Annotated in this window: 21 protein-coding genes and 2 pseudogenes; 16 read left to right on the top strand and 7 right to left on the bottom strand. The window is 40.8% G+C overall.

The features are described from left to right. Positions 1-105 precede the first annotated feature (105 nt). From J2T19_RS14760 to J2T19_RS14750, 3 genes are all read left to right on the top strand, one after another. Positions 106-780, top strand: coding sequence for a response regulator transcription factor (locus tag J2T19_RS14760; protein ID WP_056691784.1), 675 nt, complete (start codon positions 106-108; stop codon positions 778-780). Continuing rightward, positions 777-2,147, top strand: a complete 1,371-nt coding sequence (locus J2T19_RS14755) for a sensor histidine kinase (protein ID WP_307216935.1) — start codon at positions 777-779, stop codon at positions 2,145-2,147. The genes J2T19_RS14760 and J2T19_RS14755 overlap by 4 nt, the downstream gene beginning before the upstream one ends. A 227-nt stretch (positions 2,148-2,374) precedes the next feature. After that, positions 2,375-3,409 carry a phosphotransferase enzyme family protein gene (locus tag J2T19_RS14750; RefSeq protein WP_307216933.1) on the top strand — a complete coding sequence of 345 codons (1,035 nt, stop codon included), beginning with the start codon at positions 2,375-2,377 and terminating at the stop codon, positions 3,407-3,409. A gap of 131 nt (positions 3,410-3,540) precedes the next feature. Here J2T19_RS14750 and J2T19_RS14745 read toward each other — a convergent pair whose 3' ends face one another. Both J2T19_RS14745 and J2T19_RS14740 read right to left on the bottom strand, forming a co-directional pair. After that, positions 3,541-3,732, bottom strand: coding sequence for a hypothetical protein (locus tag J2T19_RS14745; RefSeq protein WP_307216931.1), 192 nt, complete (start codon positions 3,730-3,732; stop codon positions 3,541-3,543). Between the two features lie 200 nt (positions 3,733-3,932). Beyond that, entirely contained in the window at positions 3,933-4,388 is a 456-nt protein-coding gene (locus J2T19_RS14740) for a VOC family protein (RefSeq protein WP_307216929.1), read from the bottom strand. Positions 4,389-4,513: 125 nt separating this feature from the next. Here J2T19_RS14740 and J2T19_RS14735 point away from each other — a divergent pair, with 125 nt between their 5' ends. Then, a complete protein-coding gene (locus J2T19_RS14735; RefSeq protein WP_307216927.1) occupies positions 4,514-5,452 on the top strand; it encodes a helix-turn-helix transcriptional regulator in 939 nt (312 codons plus the stop codon). 268 nt (positions 5,453-5,720) lie between these two features. Further along, on the top strand, positions 5,721-6,320 hold the full coding sequence (locus tag J2T19_RS14730; RefSeq protein WP_307216925.1) for a hypothetical protein: 600 nt from the start codon (positions 5,721-5,723) through the stop codon (positions 6,318-6,320). Between the two features lie 92 nt (positions 6,321-6,412). Here J2T19_RS14730 and J2T19_RS14725 read toward each other — a convergent pair whose 3' ends face one another. Continuing rightward, positions 6,413-7,279, bottom strand: coding sequence for a MurR/RpiR family transcriptional regulator (locus J2T19_RS14725; RefSeq protein WP_307216923.1), 867 nt, complete (start codon positions 7,277-7,279; stop codon positions 6,413-6,415). A gap of 179 nt (positions 7,280-7,458) precedes the next feature. On the opposite strand from J2T19_RS14725, the gene J2T19_RS14720 reads away from it, so the two are divergent. Beyond that, positions 7,459-8,478, top strand: a complete 1,020-nt coding sequence (locus tag J2T19_RS14720) for a Gfo/Idh/MocA family oxidoreductase (protein ID WP_307216921.1) — start codon at positions 7,459-7,461, stop codon at positions 8,476-8,478. A gap of 1 nt (position 8,479) precedes the next feature. Then, positions 8,480-9,478 carry a Gfo/Idh/MocA family protein gene (locus J2T19_RS14715; protein ID WP_307216919.1) on the top strand — a complete coding sequence of 333 codons (999 nt, stop codon included), beginning with the start codon at positions 8,480-8,482 and terminating at the stop codon, positions 9,476-9,478. A gap of 475 nt (positions 9,479-9,953) precedes the next feature. Here J2T19_RS14715 and J2T19_RS14710 read toward each other — a convergent pair whose 3' ends face one another. The 4 genes and pseudogenes from J2T19_RS14710 to J2T19_RS28215 form a co-directional block, all read right to left on the bottom strand. After that, a complete protein-coding gene (locus J2T19_RS14710; protein WP_307217125.1) occupies positions 9,954-10,436 on the bottom strand; it encodes an ABC transporter permease in 483 nt (160 codons plus the stop codon). A gap of 57 nt (positions 10,437-10,493) precedes the next feature. After that, on the bottom strand, positions 10,494-10,835 hold the full coding sequence (locus tag J2T19_RS14705; protein WP_307216917.1) for a hypothetical protein: 342 nt from the start codon (positions 10,833-10,835) through the stop codon (positions 10,494-10,496). Then, the gene (locus tag J2T19_RS14700; protein WP_307216916.1) at positions 10,759-10,965 is read right to left on the bottom strand and encodes a hypothetical protein; all 207 of its coding nucleotides are present in this window, start codon (positions 10,963-10,965) and stop codon (positions 10,759-10,761) included. The genes J2T19_RS14705 and J2T19_RS14700 overlap by 77 nt, the downstream gene beginning before the upstream one ends. 38 nt (positions 10,966-11,003) lie before the next feature. Continuing rightward, a pseudogene (locus tag J2T19_RS28215) lies at positions 11,004-11,668 on the bottom strand (transposase); the annotation flags it as partial. A 233-nt stretch (positions 11,669-11,901) separates the two neighbouring features. Between J2T19_RS28215 and J2T19_RS14685 the strand changes: the two are divergent. From J2T19_RS14685 to J2T19_RS14645, 9 genes and pseudogenes are all read left to right on the top strand, one after another. Further along, positions 11,902-12,051: a hypothetical protein gene (locus J2T19_RS14685; protein WP_307216911.1), complete on the top strand. Its 150-nt coding sequence runs from the start codon at positions 11,902-11,904 to the stop codon at positions 12,049-12,051. A 177-nt stretch (positions 12,052-12,228) separates the two neighbouring features. Beyond that, positions 12,229-14,889 (top strand): PAS domain S-box protein, encoded by a 2,661-nt coding sequence (locus J2T19_RS14680; protein ID WP_307216909.1) that lies wholly within the window; start codon positions 12,229-12,231, stop codon positions 14,887-14,889. Between the two features lie 373 nt (positions 14,890-15,262). Continuing rightward, positions 15,263-15,555 (top strand): annotated as a pseudogene (locus tag J2T19_RS14675) (transposase); the annotation flags it as partial. Next, the gene (locus tag J2T19_RS28240) at positions 15,535-15,864 is read left to right on the top strand and encodes a DUF1361 domain-containing protein (RefSeq protein ID WP_503128757.1); all 330 of its coding nucleotides are present in this window, start codon (positions 15,535-15,537) and stop codon (positions 15,862-15,864) included. The pseudogene J2T19_RS14675 and the gene J2T19_RS28240, both read left to right, overlap by 21 nt. Positions 15,865-15,993: 129 nt before the next feature. Beyond that, complete coding sequence (locus tag J2T19_RS14665; RefSeq protein ID WP_307216907.1) at positions 15,994-16,461, top strand: hypothetical protein; 468 nt, start codon at positions 15,994-15,996, stop codon at positions 16,459-16,461. A 148-nt stretch (positions 16,462-16,609) separates the two neighbouring features. Next, the gene (locus J2T19_RS14660) at positions 16,610-18,013 is read left to right on the top strand and encodes an outer membrane protein assembly factor BamB family protein (RefSeq protein WP_307216906.1); all 1,404 of its coding nucleotides are present in this window, start codon (positions 16,610-16,612) and stop codon (positions 18,011-18,013) included. Between the two features lie 33 nt (positions 18,014-18,046). Further along, positions 18,047-18,463: a hypothetical protein gene (locus J2T19_RS14655; RefSeq protein ID WP_307216905.1), complete on the top strand. Its 417-nt coding sequence runs from the start codon at positions 18,047-18,049 to the stop codon at positions 18,461-18,463. A 187-nt stretch (positions 18,464-18,650) separates the two neighbouring features. Beyond that, positions 18,651-19,436, top strand: coding sequence for a copper amine oxidase N-terminal domain-containing protein (locus J2T19_RS14650; RefSeq protein ID WP_307216904.1), 786 nt, complete (start codon positions 18,651-18,653; stop codon positions 19,434-19,436). A 163-nt stretch (positions 19,437-19,599) separates the two neighbouring features. Beyond that, on the top strand, positions 19,600-19,908 hold the full coding sequence (locus J2T19_RS14645) for a hypothetical protein (protein WP_307216903.1): 309 nt from the start codon (positions 19,600-19,602) through the stop codon (positions 19,906-19,908). Positions 19,909-19,969: the final 61 nt, after the last annotated feature.

Raw genomic sequence — 19,969 nt, 5'->3', positions numbered from 1 at the left:
AGATTGGGTTTGTAAATGTCGAGGTTTGTCGAGGTCAACAATGTTAGGTATAGTATAATCATATTTAATTGTATTATAAGATGTTACATAAGGAGCTAGAGAACGATGCCTACAATATTGGTTGCGGATGATGATGCGAATATCCGCGAACTTGTCTGTTTATTTTTAAGGAATGATGGTTTCACGACACTTGAAGCAGAAGATGGCCAACAAGCCCTCAAGGTGTACGGCTCAGCACAAGTAGATCTTGTCGTGCTTGATATTATGATGCCGATTATGGATGGCTGGACATTGTGTAAGGAGCTTCGAAGAGCCAATCCGGATCTTCCGTTATTAATGCTAACTGCAAGAGGAGAGACATGGGAGAAAGTAAAGGGATTTGAACTTGGAACGGATGATTATCTGACCAAACCATTTGACCCCCTGGAGCTCACTGTTCGTGTGAGAGCATTGCTGAAACGTTACAAGATCGGCTCAACACAGATGATTCAGTTTGGCAATGTTATATTAGACCGGCAGACGTATAAAGTGACACGAGGTACAGAATCACTAACATTACCACTCAAGGAATTCGAATTGTTATATAAGCTCGCGGGAACACCCGGACAAGTCTACACACGAGAGCAGTTAATTGATCAGATCTGGGGCATTGATTATGTCGGAGATGATCGGACGATAGATGTACATATTAAACGATTGCGTGAACGATTCGCGACGACAACCGATTTTCGTATTGAAACGGTGCGTGGGCTAGGATACCGACTTGAGGTCAACGAATGATTCGTTCCTTGTACATACGTGTAGTTCTTACCTTTCTTATCTCAGTCATTGCAGGCACAGTTATCTCGTTTTTTGTATCCATATGGATCTTCCAGGAGCAACTCAATGAGAATGCAAATATTAATTTGCGTAACTTTGGTCAAGATGTCGTGCAGATCTATGAGAGGCTTCCGTCATCTGAAGCTGACTTATTCGTTAGTCAAATGAAGCAGCTTGAATCCTATTATATACGGATATATGAAGCCACAGGCGAGTTTGCGTCATATGGACATTCTGACCGACATAAATCGGCTAAGATAACGTCGGAGCAACTACAGACTGTGTTAAATGGAGGCACTGTGCAAGATACACGAAATGGAATTGCTACGGCTCTCATCGGTTTGCCAGTGAAAACGAATATGGGAACCAAAGCGCTGTTCTTTGAAACACTTGCACCGCCTTCGGCTGCTTTTGTCATTTCGTGGGGATTAATCTTCGCGACCACTTCCTTAATAACAGGCAGCTTGTTGATACTGATTGCTTCGGTATTTCTAGTTAGACCAATAAAAAAGCTGACCCAAGCAACAAAACGAATTGCAGCAGGAGATTTCAATCTCAAGCTGAACATTAAGCAAAGTGGTGAACTCGGTACACTGGCGCGTAGTTTTGAAGAAATGACGCATGACCTCCAGCAGCTGGAACAGATGCGGAGGGAGTTTGTCGCCAACGTCTCACATGAGGTTCAATCCCCGCTTACTTCAATTTCTGGCTACGCACAAGCACTTAAGAATGTAAGACTCGAAGAGCACGAGCGCACGCGGTACCTGAATATCATTATTTCGGAAGCGAAGCGGATGTCCAAAATGAGTGATAGCTTGCTTAAGCTGAGTATGCTTGAATCACAGTCACAGCATATGCGACTTCGTCCGCTTAGTCTTGATGAACAGATTCGCAGGGTAATTGTGGCGCTTCAACCTCAGTGGTCAGCTCGTAATATTCATTTTGAACTCGAATTAGAGCCTGTCCAAGTCATGGCTGATCATGATCAATTAGATCAAGTATGGACTAATATCATTGGTAATGGCATCAAATTCTCTAGTGATGGCGGTGCAATCCATGTTCATATGCAACAAGATAGCGATCAAGTGACTGTGAGGATATCCGATGCGGGAATTGGTATTTCTCTTGAAGACCAAAAACGTATATTCGAACGCTTCTTCAAAGCAGATCGCTCCCATAGTCGTAAATATGAAGGTAGTGGTATGGGACTCGCGATCACCAAACAGATTGTATCGCTTCATCAAGGTGACATTCGAGTTGAAAGTGTACCTGATCAAGGAACGAGTTTCATTGTTACACTACCAGTGGCAACCACTGCGGAGCATTAGATTTATTTTCATATCCAAATGAATTGCATATCGTTCAGCCAGTAGAGGACGGATTGGTACATGTTATGGCTCCTATACAAGCTTGCTTGTGTGGGAGTTGTAGCATTTTTTTAGTTTGTAGGTAAAGAACAGCTTGGAATGAACTGTTATATATATCTGAGATCGTATGATACGTATAATCCAATACATAAATCAGGTTATCTAATCAATTTTGCAGGAGGAATACAATGAAGGATTTTTTCAGTTACGACATAGGAGAACCGAGGAACTCCGTTCTCGTTCGAGCAAGACATGTTGCTTTAACTGCAATACAGCGGTATGGGCTCGAATGGGAACAGATTCAATTTATCCAATGGTCTGATGCGATCACGTATAAGATTGTGACTTCAGCGGAAGAGAAGTTTCTGCTTCGTATACATCCTAATCGTTGGAGTAGAGAAGAAATAGCTTCGGAACTTGAGTTGCTTCAAGCACTCAATCAACTACAGGATTTACATGTCCCTGAAGGGGTCAAAGGCTCTGATGCTTCGTTTATTCAACAGATTCAAACCGAGGAAGGCTATCAGCATCCTTATGTTACATTAATGCGTTGGGTTGAAGGTGAGCATCTAAATAAGGACATTACGGAGAGCATGGCTTATCAGATGGGTGTAATGACGGGGAAACTTCATCATGCACTCGCTCAATTTAAGCCATCAGCTGAATTAACCCGCCCGAGCTGGGGTGCAGATCGGTTTCAGGAGGAATTCCTCACGTTAGAGCCATACTATCCTCGTTTTCTTACAAGTGAGGCGTGGAGGAGATACCAAGATGCGGCGGAGAAGGTCGTTTCTACCCTCGTTAGAATGCCTCGAAGTAGAGCAAATTATGGTATGATTCACGGCGACTTGCATATCGGGAATATTATCATTCACAATGATCAGCCTCAGCCGATTGATTTTGGCAGATGTGGATATGGGCATTATCTTTATGATGTTGCGAGCACATTACTAGGACTTCATGTACCCCAGCGAATTTCATTTATTGAAGGTTATGAGCACGTGAGACCGTTGAAAAAGGGCGATTTACAAGATGTGGAGTGCTTCTTCATCATGAATCTAATCTCTAATTACTGCCATCATGCGCCCAATGAATCTGAAATCGTGAACTTAATTGGTGAGCAACCTTACGCTCAAGCCTATATTAGAGAGTACTTAAGGGGTGCCTCGTTTTTGTTTGAAAGGGTTGAACCGGTGAGTATAGACGAATGTAAATCTAGTTAAATTGCATGTCTATAGGACGAAAAAAAATCGCCGCATGGGCGATTTTTCTCTTATTAGCTATGAATCACTGCTGTTAGCATTTTAGTTAATAGCTATTACTATTTTTGAAGTCTAATTGAGGTTCGTCTGATCTAGAGATTTCTTCTACGATCGATTAGATCTAATATACTCATTACTGCGAAGACAGCCACTATCGTCAAAATATAAACTAAAAATTCAATCCAGTTTACGTTATCCAGTGTACCTAGGAACAAGTGATACAATACTTTGGTTATGGTAACCGCAATAATGCAAAGGACGAGTGTAGTTAATTTTTTCTTCATCAACGATACCTAATAGTACATTCGGCTCTCCTCAAGCCGCACAAGTACTACCTTTCTGTGTTATCTTGTGTCTTTTACTCAATGGATCGACTTAGCCAACTCTACAAGACTACCAGTATAACACAATATATGGAAGATAGAGGGGATAATGAATGAATTTCTGATTGAATTAATTCTATTTTGTTTCCTAGGTCACTAGTTTACAAGGCTTTCAATCGAGCATCATACATCAGTTGAATCTGAATGCCGAAGGGATCTTCCACAACGCCATATGCCTGGCTAAATACATTACTGGATAACGGGGCAATGATTTGCACCCGCTGATCAGATACAAGGCTATGATAAAATTGCTCGATTTCTTCTAAATCAGCACTTTGAATACATAATGAAGTGTTATTTCCTACGTGATATGTCTCATTGATATTCATGGGATCTTCCGCAATCATGATTTTGGTACTACCGATCATTAAGACGGAATGAGAAATATAATTTCTGTTGTCATCCGTAAGTTGTATCGCGTGATCGCGTTCCGCCATGTCTTGATACGTTACCCGAAACCGTTCATCTGCGCCAAAATGTGTTTTGTAGAAGTCAATGGCCTCCTGTGCCTTCCCGTTCATGGATAGAAAAATGGCTACCTCTAATGTTGCACTCATCGTATGCATCTCCTTATATATTAGTAAACTCAGGTAGATATGAACTAATCGATTTGATATATCCCCTTGAACTCATTATGCTAGATCAAGGTGTCAAAACATGAAACCTTTATAGGGAGATAATGATGAAAAAATCAGAACGGCTTAATGACATGCTTAGATTCTTAAACAATCGTGAGTTTTTTAATTTGCACGATCTGATGGAGAAATATGATATTTCCAAAAGCACAGCGCTACGGGATATTGATTCCTTGGAGCAATTAGGTGTACCGATCTATGCGGAGCATGGCAGATATGGACGCTACGGAATATTGCAACACCAGTTGTTAGCGCCAATCCTATTCACAATGGATGAAGTGTATGCACTTTATTTTGCGATGCTCACGCTAGACGCCTATCAATCCACACCCTTTCATCTAAGTGTTAAGCAGCTGAACGAGAAGTTCGAAGCCTGTCTATCTCAGAAGCAACTACAGCAGATCCACTTGATGAAAAAAGTCCTGCAATTCGAAGTGAGCAAGCATCACCATGTAAGTCAATATTTAGATCGAATTCTGAAGAGTATTCTTCACGAGAGCACTTGTATGATTCATTATGTGAAAGGTCAGCAGGAAACGAGCTATCATGTTCAATTTTTCAAAATATCAGCAAAATTTGGGCAATGGTATGTTAGTGGCATCGACATAAAGACTCATCAGACGAAGGTGTTTCGCTGTGATCGAATCACTTCATTCCAAGAAGAGAGCTGTAATACACAATACTCTATTGATGATTTACTTCATCGTTCATTAGACATATACAAGTCCGATAATAGCATTCAGTATGAGGTTGAGATTGCAGAAGAGGCTAAAGATCTGTTTTACAAAGAGAATTATCCATCCATGAGCATAGAGCATGGGGCGAAGACGATAGTTAGAGGATACTATAACCCTGGAGAAGAGAATTTTATTACGAATTATTTTATGAGATTTGGAACTTCTATCATCGCAGTGAAACCCAATTCGCTCAAAAAGATCATGGTACAACAGATGGAGAATCTTATGAGTCATTACCGCAGTCTTTAATAAGTAAGGGGATAGATGACATGTTTCTAGATAACATTTTTCTTATTTCTTGTAACTCTGGCAATGGAACTTCCGTCATATAAATTGAGGTGAGAGAATGAGGTCGTTTAAATATGGGGCTAAATTAGTTTTTGTATTTCTTATATCCATAATGTTAACAAGCTGTAGCTTCAAGAATGATGGGGAAAGGTCGTCATTAGGCGCTTCAGACAGTTCAAGCACTTCATCGCCGTGTATAACAGGAAACATTAATTTGGCGGATTTCCTAATGATTAATGATGTTATGTACTCGCTGAATGATAGTAGGTCAGATGCAACTTCAATTGAACCCGAGCTCATTGGGGATAAGGTTGGTGAAGTTAAATTTACACTGAGTGAACAAGGTTGTATAGATCATGTTGTGCAAAATGGAGACGCTGCATTCCTTTCAGTCGGCACGTCTGTATATGAATTAAATGGTTATCGGCCGCAATTCCGTGTAGTTGCCGATGACAGAATGTATCAGGTGCGTGACAATCCTAAGGTTGAAACGATGGGCGATCTGATGGACATCGCTTCGAAAGTCGATAAAATCAGCTTGGAGAGTGGGAATGATGGAAGTATAATCGGTGATTTCACTGAGGAAGCAACATCGGAATTTGTAAACGAGTTATTACCTTTACCGTATGTCGGCTTCGACGAAGTGTATAAAAAAGCAAAACATGACTATGGTATCTTCCTACGAGTGCATCTTCGAGATGGTACGTCTATGCGTATGGTGTATTATCCAAAAGCGAATGCCTTCTCGGCAGGAGCCTTTGGAACCCAGCGATTAAATGAACTAATTGTCACGCAAGGACAGCAGATTAAATCTGCTGCAGGAATGTAATGAAGACTATGCCAACAAGGCTATCTCGATTAACGGGATGGCCTTATTTTATTTGAAGAGATATGTGCTCAGTTGTCTAGTGAGATCATCATTTAAATATCCTTCATCAAGTTGTTGATTTGAAACTTCTTAAGTGACTCCGTTGTTGTATGCATATTCTTCAAGTATTCAATCTTGTAGAGACAAGAGTAGAGCACGTTCAACACGTATTCAAAAGCAATCTGTGACGAGAATGTACCGATCTTAGCGAGCTTTTCCTCATCATTAGGTACTCGAATGCAATACGTACTGAGTTTAGCTAACTCACTCTGATTACTTGCTGTAATGGTGATGAACGGGATATTCTCGCGGTTGAAGTGCTGGGCCACTTGAACATAATTCGGTGAGATCCCATGATACGTTAGGAAAATAGCACAATCCTCCGAAGTTAAATTGATGGTGTGATGAATCCATTCCGATAACTCTGTCGCAATGACGACATACTTATTAATTTTAAAACATTTATTTTGAAAACTTTTTGCCCGGATTTGTGAATCCCCCTGTGCATAGATGAAGATACGATTGGCATTATTCAGCAAATGTGCTGTCTGTGATAGGAGTTCGTCGTCCATATATGCAACGTTCTTTTTAATGGTTTCCTTCATCAGCTCTGCAATCTCTTGTGCCACCTGCAGTGAAGATTCACCTGAGCCGAATGGATAGTTAGGGTTTACATTGGAGATGGGCTGAGTACTCTGCTGGAATTCTCGGGCAAGCGTAATGGTGAACTCTTTGAATCCCGTAAGCCCGAGCTTCTGTGTTAGGCGATGGATAGCCGAATGAGACGTATATGTTGCTTTGGCAAGCTCTTGAATACTTAGTTGGAGAACATGCTCTTTGTGCTTCAATATGTAGGATGCGATGCTTTGTTCATTCGGTGTAAAGTTCTGCATTTCGGACAACTGCATTAGGATGTTCAAGAGGATCACTCCAGCTTCTGTAAATTAACGTGAAACGAGAATAGAAAATAAACATTTTGTTCAGAAAACTAACCGTGTAGCTTGTACATAATGATTGAAAGTACCGTTATCGCGTCAAAGCCTTTACGCAAGACCGTCTTATTCTATAATAAATGAAAAGACGCTGAGGAGGAAACCTTATGTTGAACATTGGATACATCGGTAATGGTAAAAGCACCAATCGATATCACCTTCCGTTCTCACTGAATCGGGATGAGCTGAACGTTAAAACAATCTATGCACGCAGCTCGGAGAAAGCGGAATGGGAGAGAGTACCAGGTGTTCAGTATACGGATAACATTTCATCTCTGATGAACGACCAAGACATTCAATTAATTGTCATCTGTACCCACACAGAGTCACATTACAATTATGCCAAAATGGCACTGGATCATGGCAAACATGTACTCGTTGAGAAGCCTTTTATGTTAACCAAAGAAGAAGCCGTGTCTATTTTCCAATATGCAAAAGAAAAGAATCTGGTCATTCAATGTTATCAAAATAGACGATATGACTCCGACTTCCTTACAACTAAGAAAGTGATTGAATCCGGCAAGCTTGGGGATCTCCTGGAAGTTGAAATGCATTACGATTATTATCGACCTGAAATACCTAACACAGTCTCCCAGTTCTCCAAATACAATAGTTATCTATATGGACATGGTGTGCACACCATTGATCAAGTCCTCTCTTATTTCGGTAAACCAGACCGTGTTCATTATGATGTTCGTCAGTTGTTAGGCCCCGGCAGAATGAATGATTATTTTGATCTGGACTTTTATTACAATTCACTCAAAGTATCTGTGAAATCAAGCTTTTTCCGTCTGAAGCCAAGACCAAGCTTTGTGGTATATGGTAAGAAGGGTGTTTTTGTGAAGCAAACAGAGGATCGTCAAGAGGAGCATTTGAAATTATTTTATCTGCCTAAAGGGCATGATGATTTTGGGATTGATCTGCCTCAGCACTATGGCGTGCTTACGTATGTGGATGATGATGGAACGTACCATGAGGAAAAAGTAATTTCCGAAAAAGGCGATTATGCTTGCGTGTATGACGATATTTATCAAGCCATCGTACATGGCCGAGACAAAGTAATCCGTGACGAAGAAACCATATTAGCTATGGAAATCTTAGAGAATGGCATGAAAGGATGTAGCTAAGATGAAACTAGGAATCGTTGGAGCAGGTATGATTGTTCAGGATTTATTGAGTTTTATTAAGGACATTCCTACTATAACGTTGCAAGCAATAAGCTCTAGACCAAGTCATGAGGAAAAGTTACGTTTGCTGCAGCAACAATATAGCATTGAGCAAGTGTATTCTAACTATTGTGAGATGTTAAGCGATCCTGACGTGGATACAGTGTATATCGGATTGCCGAATCATTTGCATTACGATTATGCCAAAGAAGCGTTGTTACATGGTAAACATGTCATTTGCGAGAAACCATTTACCTCGAATCTGTCCGAGTTCCTGGAACTGAAAGAGTTAGCTGAGAAGAAACAGTTAATTCTGGTCGAAGCGATTACCAATCAATATTTAAAAAACTACCTGTCCATGAAGGATCACATCCCTCAATTGGGAGATATCAAAATTGTCGAATGTAATTATTCACAATACTCATCGCGGTATGTTGCTTTCCAAGCAGGTGAGGTGTTGCCGGCATTCAATCCAGAGATGTCTGGTGGGGCATTAATGGATATTAACTTGTACAATATTCATCTCGTTGTAGGCTTGTTCGGCAGTCCGGAGAGAGTAGAATATTGGCCTAATATGGAACGTGGTATTGATACTTCAGGCATATTGTTGTTAGATTACGGTACTTTCAAGTGCGTGTGCATCGGATCTAAGGATAGTACGGCTCCTAATTCAGTTAATATCCAAGGTAACAACGGTTATATTAATATGAAAAGTTCTGCCAATATCGTTGACAGCTATAATTATGTCCTTAATAGGCAAGAGCCGATCCGTGTGGATCATAAAGACCATGCTCATCGTATGTATGATGAATTTGTGGAATTCGATCGAATGATTCGTGAACTCGATTGGGATACAGCGGCTCAAATGCTTGAGCATAGTGAAAAGGTAATGCAGGTTGTAGAACAGGCCAAACAATCAGCCAATCTTGTTTTTGGTCCAGATCGATTACGCCATAATTAAAGAGCAACAGACTAGATCATACAATTTAAGGAAAATGACCGTTCCTCGGTATATTACCAGGGGCGGTCATTTCTTTTCTTAAAATAACAGCGTAAGCACAGGTATCGAGGGACAGGAACTTGTACCGATTGCCGATTAAACATAGTTCTAATCGGCATCTTGCCCTTCAATTCATTAAACTAAGGGGCAATAGTTAAGTAGTATTTTTGTGAATCAATGATGCATCATTGCTTATACCGCATTCCTTACATCACCTTACTAGGATTGTTTAGCATCCAGCAACATATCTCAATTATCATGGATCGAACCAAACACAATAATTGAATGTAAGAATTGTGCAGCTCACGTAACCGATTCAAATGATTCCTTGAGGACTATCATTCAACTCACGGGAAATGATAGCCCAATATTTCAAAGAAGCAGCTGATCAAGATGATTGGCTGCTTTATGATACCTAGGAGTCCGATTAAGCAAACTAGTAAATAACTAGTACCCAACAAGGGAAATAAAGAATATTCCGCTTTCCTGCAAATGTAAAGCAGGTACAAGCCAAGACAGATAAGCTCCTATGGCAGTAGGGCCGAACACCGATGCCAACATTAAAGTTGTAAATGCAAAGCTGATCGGCACCAAATAACCACGCGATATACAGACAAACAGGGCACGAGGTGCACTTAATAATACGTGGAGAGTACCAATTATAAAGTATTAAGAACAAATAATGTTGTACAATCGCAAACGAAAAGCCAGGAAGTCCGATTGAAAAACCAAGTGTTAATGCATAAGCAAAGCTGATCAACATCATTATAAAACACCAGAATATAATTGCGACATATTTGGCAATCGCGATTTTACCACGTAAAACAGGCAAAACGAGCATATCCTTGAGCGTTAGATCGGAATACTCGCGGCCAAATGTCCAACTCGTTACCAATCCAAACCCCAGCCACTCAAACACAGATGCATACAAAAACGCAGTCCGTTCAAAATAAGAAGACTAATCTCAACAATGGTCTCAATCTGGTTTTATTACATTGAGAAAATAATGTTCCAAGTTCTCTACTTCAATTTTAAGTATGGTGAGCGGTACTTCATAATGAGCAAGCAATCTCGCAATATGTTCGGAATGCTGATCATCCGGTAGCGAAAAGCCGTTATTCGAAGTCGAATGTAACGCATACCCGGAGTCTGAAAGAATAGCTTGAGCCTTCCGATCATCCTTCGTTTCGATCATCATCTGCTTTCGGCGGATGGTTTCAAAGTCTTTTGTTGTCAGTTCTTCAAACAATACGCCTTTGTGAATAATGCCGATTCGAGAAGCCATTAAGGTAGGGTAGGCATAAGGAATTTTGACCATATAACCTACTCGTCATGACAAATCTGGATTCCCATCCCCCAGCGCTGACAAACAGATACACTTTTCCGGAAGAAGGCTTACTCATTCCGAGAAGAGCTCGGATGGTGGTTGTTTTCCCTACACCGTTCAACCCCAGGAATCCATAGATTTCTCCTTTCTTAACGGAAAGCTGATCCAGGTGTGATACGCTTGAGCTAGATCCATGACGACAGCCTTGGGATTGAGGTTTAGAAACTCAGGATGCTGATCGGCATACGTGCGTAGCGCATCCAGCCTTCTCCCTAAAAACAGGTCTAGCATGGTTTCCCTCGAAGATCGTGAATACCGGTGTTGTATGTGTGTCCCTTTTTAATTGCAAAATCGTCGATTCCGAGCACCAGATCTGTCTGGTTACTCGCTTGAATCCACGCTTGCTGGAGCAAACGCTCGCTCTCTGCAGGAAGTGCTTCCTGATGCATGCGCTGAACCGTACTCGACGGAGCTTCTTGTATTCTGGCACAATGTGCTGCTGTGGAGCCCAGCGCCTGATTTACAGTCTGCGAGCGAAAAGCGCGACCTTATTGTTCCTTGGAGCCCACACACGAATACGACCAAACAAAACCAATATTGCACCGCGAACAAGCCAAGCGTAGGGAGGGAATGTGCAGAAAACACTTTTTACCAAAGATGCTGACATGACGAATCTTACGTGGCTTATTACGGCCGTCTCGCTTTACCGCTTCTTCGGAGTGGCAGAGAGGACAAGCCTGTTTATAGGGCACCGGTGAGGTCTCCAAATGTACTTCTGTTTCATGGATCGAGACTACGCTTTGAAGACAATGATGTTGAAGCATTAAGCCAAGATCCTCAAGGAAGAACAGGTCGTTCCATCTTACACGAGTTAACGGATTTGTGTACGAACGTCAGTATCGCCAAGAAGCCCTTAAAAAGCTTGAATTTTCCGGTAACTATATATCGTTTAGAATCAACCGGTAAATCTATTGTTTGAATAGATGCGATATGCCCGGTCGAGATTGCTATCTCACGGAAAGAAAAGGGGGATCCGCAGGAACTGTTAAAGTAACTCATGGATCGAGAAGGGTGGGTATATAGTCAGCAGGAGGGATCAAGTTATGTCTTCAAGAAAGACGGTAGGGAAGAAATCGTTACTACGCAGCAATGGGATCATTGCGGATTAGATTGTTACCTAGATAATATAATGGCAGAACTAATGTGATGAGATAATAGACAAATCGCTCTCTGTAGGCAAAATCTCTGAAAAGAGAGGGACGAGAACTTGTTCGATTGCCAGAAGGGATCAGACTGAATAAATTTCCAGATATTAGTTGTCTCATACTGAAATAGTTTACAAAGTATAATGTTTTTGGGAGAATGAAAGCGACATAATAGAAATATGCGTAAAGGAGAGCTTTCAATGCAGGTTCAAAAGGTTAATCATCATGAACTATTCGAGCAAATATACAACTACACACCGATTGGAATCGCGCTCGCAGCTCCGACGGGGCAATGGATGAAAGTGAATCCTGCTTTTTGTCGTATGACCGGCTTTACTGGTGAAGAATTGATGAAACTCAGCTACCGGGATTTAATGCATCCGGAGGATTGCTCCAAGGATTTACTCTATGAAGCAGGGATGTTTGAAAGCAAATCAAAAGAGTGCGTTTATGAAAAGCGATATATAAAAAAGAATGGTGAAGTTTTATGGTGTTCATTTCATGTAACCTTAGTTAGCGACGAAATAACGTTTGAACCTGTTTACTTCATTTTCCATATCATGGATATAACTGACCGTAAATTGTATGAGCGGAAACTTTCGCGCAGTGAGAAGATACTTGAACTGATTTTCGAAAATTCCCAAGAAGTTATCTTCATTACCAATGAAAAGGGTGAAGGTCAATACTGCTCACCTTCCGCTCAACATTTACTAGGCTATTCGCCAGAAGAGGTCATTAGCCATCATAAATCTTTAGTTCACCCACAGGATCTGGAGTCTCTCCGCCAAATTGAGATGAACTCAAGTCATGAAATGAATCTCAGGATTCACCATAAAAATGGCTATTATATATGGTTTGAAACGACTCTCAAAAAGATTAAGCAAGTCGGACGCGAACAACAGATTATTGCAATTGGACGAGAAATATCCGAAGGGAAAATAAATGAAGTCATCAGCGCAGAGGCTGAACGTATTGCAAAGATTGGTAGTTGGAAATGGGATATCATAAATAATCAGATTACTATTTCAGATCAGGTACTTGAAATTTTTGAGCTTGCACGAATGCACAAACGTTATAGGGCAAAGGATGTTTACAAGGTAATGAGTTCTGCAGATGTAGCATCTTTGCAAGAAAAAATCCAAGGCACAGAGCAAGGGCGGCCTCTTGTTTTTGAATTTAAATATGTACAGTCAGAAGATAAGGTGAAATATATCCACTTGCGTGGGATAATCACCTATGACAAACAACACCATCCCGTTGAGTTACACGGTGTACTGCAGGATATTACGGAACAAAAACGGATTGAATTCAAGCTTCAGGAGTCTATTGAGCGCTACACTTCACTTAAGAAATATAATCATGACGCCATTATCTCGTTTGACATGGAAGGGAATATTATTAATGCCAATCCTGCAGCGGTGAAGATGACAGGCTACCGAGTACCTGAAATGGTTAGTACAAGCATAGGGAGATTTATTGGGGATAGTAACCTGGGTCTGATTCTGCGTAGTCATTATGAATTGGCCGAGAAGAAAATGAACACTGTTCGACACAGGGATGGCCATGATACCGAAGTCTTGACAACCCTTGCCCCAATTATTATTAACAATACCAATGTCGGTTTCTATCTAATTGCCAAGGACATCACGGAACAGAAAAATTTGCTGATCGCTAAGGAAACAGCCGAGAGGATGAATAAGGCGAAAAGTGAGTTCTTGGCGATGATGAGCCATGAGATTCGTACACCTATGAACGGTGTAATCGGTATGACAGATCTTCTTCTGGATACTCCGGGGCTTAGCCCGGAACAAGAGGAATATATCCATATTATTAAAAAAAGTGGAGACTCCCTGCTGGCTATTATTAATGATATCCTTGATTTTTCCAAGATCGAGTCTGGAAAAACTGAACTTAAAAACGATCCTTTCGATCTCAAAGAAATCGTGACAGAAACTCTCCAGATTGTAAAACCATTAGTTCGTGAAAAGAAGCTGGACATTCGCCTGCATTTGGATTACGCGATTCCCACTCTGGTGTATGGGGATGCTTCTCGTTTAAAACAAGTCCTTATCAATATTATTGGTAATGCAGTGAAATTTACTCCGGAAGGCAGCGTTGATGTCAGTGTCGGAGTTAAAGATCAATTTGAGGAGGACGTGTCTCTTCACTTTAAAGTTAAAGATACGGGAGTGGGGATTCCAGCAGAAAAAAGACAGCAATTGTTTGAGCCTTTTTACCAGTTGGAGAACTTTATGACTCGTAAACCACAAGGAACGGGACTGGGGCTGGCGATCAGCAAAAAACTGATACAACTTATGCATGGGGACATATGGATTGAGGACTCAAATGAACCTGGCACAACCTTTATATTTACTGCCTCTCTCAAACTAAACAATAATGACAATGAAGATGCTACATGTGCTGAGCATCCTCTACAAATGATTCAGAGTACACCTCTTCATATTCTGGTTGCTGAAGACAATGAGATGAATCAGCTTGTCCTCAGCAGAATGATTGAAAAGAAGGGACACTGTATAGATCATGTGATAGACGGTGAGGCAGCTGTTGAAGCTGTTATGCGAAATGCATACGATATTGTTTTTATGGATGTGAACATGCCAAGACTGGATGGACTTGAGGCGACAAAAGTAATCAAGCGATCCCTATCTCCTGAAAAAAGTCCTTATATTATTGCGGTGACTGCAAATGCCCTAAGAGGAGATCAGGAGAGGTACTTGCAGGCAGGTATGGATGACTATATTAGTAAACCTATCAAAATGGAGACCATTACAGAAGCACTGGAAGCTTATTATATAAAAAAACAGAGCACTCCTTCCTGAAGTATAGTCTGTAAAATATATTTAGTGTACTGTGATTCAACCAAATATTACTTCTGGGGATTTAAATGTACATTGAGTTTACAGGTGATGTAGGGGTCAATGTACCCGCAGATGCAAGAGCAGTATTGCTCCTCTTCGTGAAGCCCATGTAACTGGTTTAGTACCTAATCAAGGTATGAACCGGCTTTTATTGGTGAATGGGAGACTGCATCGTATAGGATCTTTAATTTTCGAGTTCATTTACATTGAATCAATATCATAAATATAATACCTTGCCACGACTAGCTTCTTGAGGCATAGAAAAAGGAGTACCTCCCCAAATCTCGAAAGTGTTAAGTACGACCAAAACACCAAGAAGAAAGGAGAACTCCCTATGCCATATATTCGACACGAGAGCCTGTTTACCTTGCAAGAGCTGTATCAATTGGAGTAAAAAGATCGTTTTCGTGAGATTTTTTCTACTGTGGATATCACTCCAATTTTACGTTGGTGCGTAAAATCTCTCACTTGGGTGCGCCGATTGAAGTGAACTACCGTGCGATGTTCTATTCTCTCATCGTTAGAGTCCTGGAACGTATTCCTACGATCAAAGATTTAATCAAGCGACTTCAAAACGACATCTTGTTCCGCCCAGATTGTGGTTTTATGCTTTCAGAAGCCTATCCTGTGTTAAGAGATGCATTGCCACTTGCCCCTCAGTGGGGAGTGAAGAAAAATAGTGATGGTAAAAACATCTTTTGGTACGGCTATAAAGGTCATCTTGCTGTAGGGAGTAGTGTAGGCATATATATTGGGCGATTCAATCAATGGTACAGTTGGGATCTAGTATATCAACCTGACCAGATTCTGAGAGATCTCATGACGGATATAAGCTCGGGACGAGGTATATTAATAGAATTTGTTCCTATTCTATTTACGATCCAAGTTTTTGGATACGTGATTTTGAGTTTATTAACTGTAAGATCGAGTAAGTAAGAAGTACTAACAGAATCACTAGGACAGTATCAGGATTCATAACATCTATATTTGCATGTTGTGTACGGAGAAAGAGTAGGGGATTTATACAGATAACTGAGGATGATCTAGTGTGGAGGTGAGGGATATATGTATGCGAAGAATTACCGATATATTGGAATGAAGATGATAGCGGTATTCGTCTCAACGCTGATCTTGAGTTTATATGGATCTTGGAGAGCCTATACACCCGAATCTGATCGAATCTCTGACATAGGCTATTACTCCTTCGGTGGAATATTTGCGATCCAAGTCGTTCCGTTATTCTTTGTGTTTATCATATTAGGCTTGATGGTCTCTCCATTGATCGATGCAATGATATTTAGTAAATTTCACTCTAAAGGTGTAAAAGGATTATTAACGTTCGTGATCGCTTATCTATTGCTTGGTGTGGTTAGTGGAATAATCACCTCAATCTTCTTTCGTAGAGTGGAATCCATCTTATTTTTCAGTACCATTTCAATTATTGGCGCAATGATTTTTCTTTTCGTTCAATTAGCATTACAAGGCATTTTTTATAAGCGGAGAACTACGGAGGGTCCAAAGAAAAACGTATAAACAACTTATGAATTCAAGAAGTCACCTAATGGTGGCTTTTTTTAGATTTTCATTTGTTAATTACAAAAATTGCAACTTTATCACTAATCATCTCGTTATGTTTATGTGGTCATATATGGAAGTATGTAGACTAGGAGGTATATCTATCATGTCCAACCAACAAACTCATCACATGAATTCAACTCGCCAAACGAAATTAATTAAGCCAGTCATTGCTGGTGTAACGGCTGCTATGTTTGCCGCTTATGGTGTACTCGGCGCACTACCAACTCAAGCCCATGCAGAAGCTTCTGATATTTCAGTGCGCAACTGGCATTCTTATAATAGCTACTCCATACCTGAGGTTAAAGCAACATGGAGTGCCCAAGTAGATAATTACCTTAAGATGAACGAAACTTACTTAGAAGGTAGTGCTATTGCTGAAGAGGGTAAGGTGTTTACATTTGTGGGATCGAAGTTGGCTGCACTCGATGCCAAAACGGGGAAACAGCTGTGGACGTACGGCCAAAAGCTAACACCATTTATCACCTACAAGGATGGGACTCTCTACGGATTAAGTGCCGATCACAAACCTTACGCACTGACTGCTAAGACCGGTAAGGTAAAGTGGCAGTCTGGCACCACCACGAGTATAGATGCAATGCTGCGTACCGAAGCCTTAATTCCTAAGACGGATACATTCTATGTGATTAATGGAAGTACAACTTTTGCGTTTGATATGAAAACAGGCAAGCTACGCTGGAAGGCGAATGAACCGTTGGGTGAAGGGAACGGCACTACGTATCTAGAGGAGTCTGATGGGGTTGTACTGCGAACTTTCAATGTACAAGGTGCACTTTCATCGATTCAGCTTAATGCGTATGACAAGAAAACAGGCAAGAAGCTATGTGGTGAATTTGGTCAAGGGGAAGCTCTGCAAATTAAAAATGGTCTTGTATTTTCAATCGACTATTATTCACCAATGCTGGAAGAATACGATTCAACTCCTAATCGAAACTTGAAGGTTAACGTGTACAATCTGAAGACGGGTGTGTTGAAAGGCAGTCAGGAGTATTCATGGAAAATGGCTGGAGAACCACCGTATGCCAGTGGTCGAGGCAGTATATTTGCGAACCAAGATAAACTATATATTGAACAAGGGGATAAGATAGCAGAGTATTCGCTAAACACCTATAAAAAAGGAAGTTCTCCCCTGCGAACACTACAGCGGCCTCATGGTGAGAATCTAGCGTTGATCGGCATCGTTCAAGAACGCCTGATCTATAAGAACTATACGACAGGGGAACTGACAGGCATTAAGCTGGCTAATGGTCAAGAGGTGAAATGGTTAGGAGATGCACCTATCTCCCAGATTGATGTCTATGGTAAAGGCATGTATCGAGCACAGCGCAATGGTACCTTACTTGGCATCGATATGATGTCAGCAAAGCCTCTGTTCCGAGTGGCGACTGGGGGAGATCTTCATCATAAAACGTTAAAAACGGACGGGATGCTCATCATTCAGACGGAAGGCAAGATACTCGGCGTCAAATTACCGGCAGCTCTGAAATAAACTCTCCGAGCGCAATAAAGGTGGGTACAAGTATTGAATCGAACCAGTGAGTTCACACCATCTTTTTCACGTTTTCTACTATCTAATGTGATCATCACGCTAATCGCTGTTGGCATATATGGTGGATTTATGTTCACAGATTCTCAAGCCGGCGTGGATATGAGTGACCGAGCCAGCATCCTATTTTATCTGGCCTATATCAGCATACCCGTGTTTATCGTATTCGTATTGCTCACCACAGTGCTAGTTTGGTTCAGAGAACGATTACCTAAGAAAATACACACTTCGAATGTCATCGTGTACGATGTTATGATCGCCGGGATCGTAAGTGTTTTGTTTTACCTTGTGCATAGTGCATTTTATGAAACTAGATTTGTACTAGCTATATCGCCATTTATATCTACACTCATATTTAGTGTTATATATGAAACGTATATTACTAAAACTTAATCTCCATTCTTGCTCGCTTAAATGTGATGTAAGGAACAAAACCGCAGTTCTGGGGTATTCAGTGCTGCGGTTTTTATTTGTCCATATTTAGCTACGAAGATTGTACCAATATATAGAAATTGTATTTAAACCAGCGGCTATATATAATTCTAGACCTACATATTACATCATTGGGAGAGCAGACATTATGAACAAAATTCTTTCAGTACTTATCATCTTTCTATTCATTCATACCGTTGGATTCTCAGCAGCCGTTTCAGCATCTGAGTTGAAAGAAACGCCTTTCATCGTAGATAACGGCAAGATTATTAGTGGCAGAACGTTAATTCCAATTAAGGTGATTTCTACCCATTTCGGGTATCAGGTACATTGGGATCAAGAAGCGAAGATAGTTACTATACTTGGCGAGGATACTACGATCCGCATGAAAATAAATTCTAACGAAGTGAGCTTGAATGATCAGAAGCTTACGCTTGAAGTGCCTGCTCAGGTATACAACGGGGCTACCTATGTTCCTTTGAAATTTCTGAGTGATGTGTTCGGAGCCAATGTTAGTTGGAATTCGTCCTTCAAAGTAGCGGAAGTGCTATGGGAAGATCGAACGATATTAATATACACGGAAATTAAACGGATTCCCGATCTGACTGACAAACAGATTGATATGCTGTCCAAGGCAGCTAATGAGGCTGCTGTGATTACAGATGTGAAATATGCTAAAGTACATCTTAAACCTTATTTTACGGATAAATTGTTAGGTAAGATCCTATGGAATAAAGGTTTGCCTTTTCGAATCCAATTTGATTCTAAACATCAAAGTGCAGTCACCTATCCGAATATCTACCATTCCGAAGCTGTCATGACTCAGCTCTCTTACTTTGCGCTCCACACCTGGGTCACTCGGACGATGGAGTTGGAGTATGTGGATCATCGCTGGAAGATCAGCCAAATTGATTTTAAATACACGTATTTCTAAGAAAATGATAAGCTCGCTTAGCAAACACGGCTGCATGGGTCAGAACTCTGGCTTAAGCAGTCGTTTTTTTGACATTAGATTCAGAGAATGAGAAAATGTTGTGTTGTGAGAAAAGGTTAGGGGTAACTCCCTGATAAGATAGCTATATATTGGAGGTCTACGGATGAATCAACGATATCGTATTACAAGAACCATGCAGGAGAATAACGCGCAACAAGAGATCACTTTGGAGGAATGTAAGCAGTATTTCGCGAACAAAGATGACTTTGCGTACTCTGCCGTTTTACATGTAAAAGGGCCTGAGAGTATCATGTCGATTGACGGAGATTTTTTCATGTGGTCACATGAGGGGAACGAAATTCCATTTCGATTATTCTCGGGAGACCTGTATGTGGCAATCTCCAATGAAGCTGTCGTTCCCAAGATGATTGAGATTGCAACAGATCTGCGCGCTGATATTATTGAAGGATAGGGCAGTGATTGAATAACATATTAGTTAAGAAGATAATGAGACCACGTTGAGATTGAAGAGG

This window comes from Paenibacillus tundrae, from assembly GCF_030812775.1.
Classification (GTDB): domain Bacteria; phylum Bacillota; class Bacilli; order Paenibacillales; family Paenibacillaceae; genus Paenibacillus; species Paenibacillus tundrae_A.
Note: the sequence above shows the minus strand (reverse complement) of the source record. Positions and strands in the feature narration are given on the sequence as shown.

Bases quoted from the DNA above. Each gene is read 5' to 3' on its own strand.
- J2T19_RS14760 (WP_056691784.1), top strand. From the start codon at position 106: ATGCCTACAATATTGGTTGCGGATGATGATGCGAATATCCGCGAACTT.
- J2T19_RS14735 (WP_307216927.1), top strand. From the start codon at position 4,514: ATGAAAAAATCAGAACGGCTTAATGACATGCTTAGATTCTTAAACAAT.
- J2T19_RS14650 (WP_307216904.1), top strand. From the start codon at position 18,651: ATGAACAAAATTCTTTCAGTACTTATCATCTTTCTATTCATTCATACC.
- J2T19_RS14750 (WP_307216933.1), top strand. From the start codon at position 2,375: ATGAAGGATTTTTTCAGTTACGACATAGGAGAACCGAGGAACTCCGTT.
- J2T19_RS14715 (WP_307216919.1), top strand. From the start codon at position 8,480: ATGAAACTAGGAATCGTTGGAGCAGGTATGATTGTTCAGGATTTATTG.
- J2T19_RS14665 (WP_307216907.1), top strand. From the start codon at position 15,994: ATGTATGCGAAGAATTACCGATATATTGGAATGAAGATGATAGCGGTA.
- J2T19_RS14705 (WP_307216917.1), bottom strand. From the start codon at position 10,835: ATGGTCAAAATTCCTTATGCCTACCCTACCTTAATGGCTTCTCGAATC.
- J2T19_RS14740 (WP_307216929.1), bottom strand. From the start codon at position 4,388: ATGAGTGCAACATTAGAGGTAGCCATTTTTCTATCCATGAACGGGAAG.
- J2T19_RS14685 (WP_307216911.1), top strand. From the start codon at position 11,902: ATGGATCGAGAAGGGTGGGTATATAGTCAGCAGGAGGGATCAAGTTAT.
- J2T19_RS14645 (WP_307216903.1), top strand. From the start codon at position 19,600: ATGAATCAACGATATCGTATTACAAGAACCATGCAGGAGAATAACGCG.
- J2T19_RS14755 (WP_307216935.1), top strand. From the start codon at position 777: ATGATTCGTTCCTTGTACATACGTGTAGTTCTTACCTTTCTTATCTCA.
- J2T19_RS28240 (WP_503128757.1), top strand. From the start codon at position 15,535: ATGCTTTCAGAAGCCTATCCTGTGTTAAGAGATGCATTGCCACTTGCC.
- J2T19_RS14745 (WP_307216931.1), bottom strand. From the start codon at position 3,732: ATGAAGAAAAAATTAACTACACTCGTCCTTTGCATTATTGCGGTTACC.
- J2T19_RS14660 (WP_307216906.1), top strand. From the start codon at position 16,610: ATGTCCAACCAACAAACTCATCACATGAATTCAACTCGCCAAACGAAA.
- J2T19_RS14680 (WP_307216909.1), top strand. From the start codon at position 12,229: ATGCGTAAAGGAGAGCTTTCAATGCAGGTTCAAAAGGTTAATCATCAT.
- J2T19_RS14720 (WP_307216921.1), top strand. From the start codon at position 7,459: ATGTTGAACATTGGATACATCGGTAATGGTAAAAGCACCAATCGATAT.
- J2T19_RS14730 (WP_307216925.1), top strand. From the start codon at position 5,721: ATGATTAATGATGTTATGTACTCGCTGAATGATAGTAGGTCAGATGCA.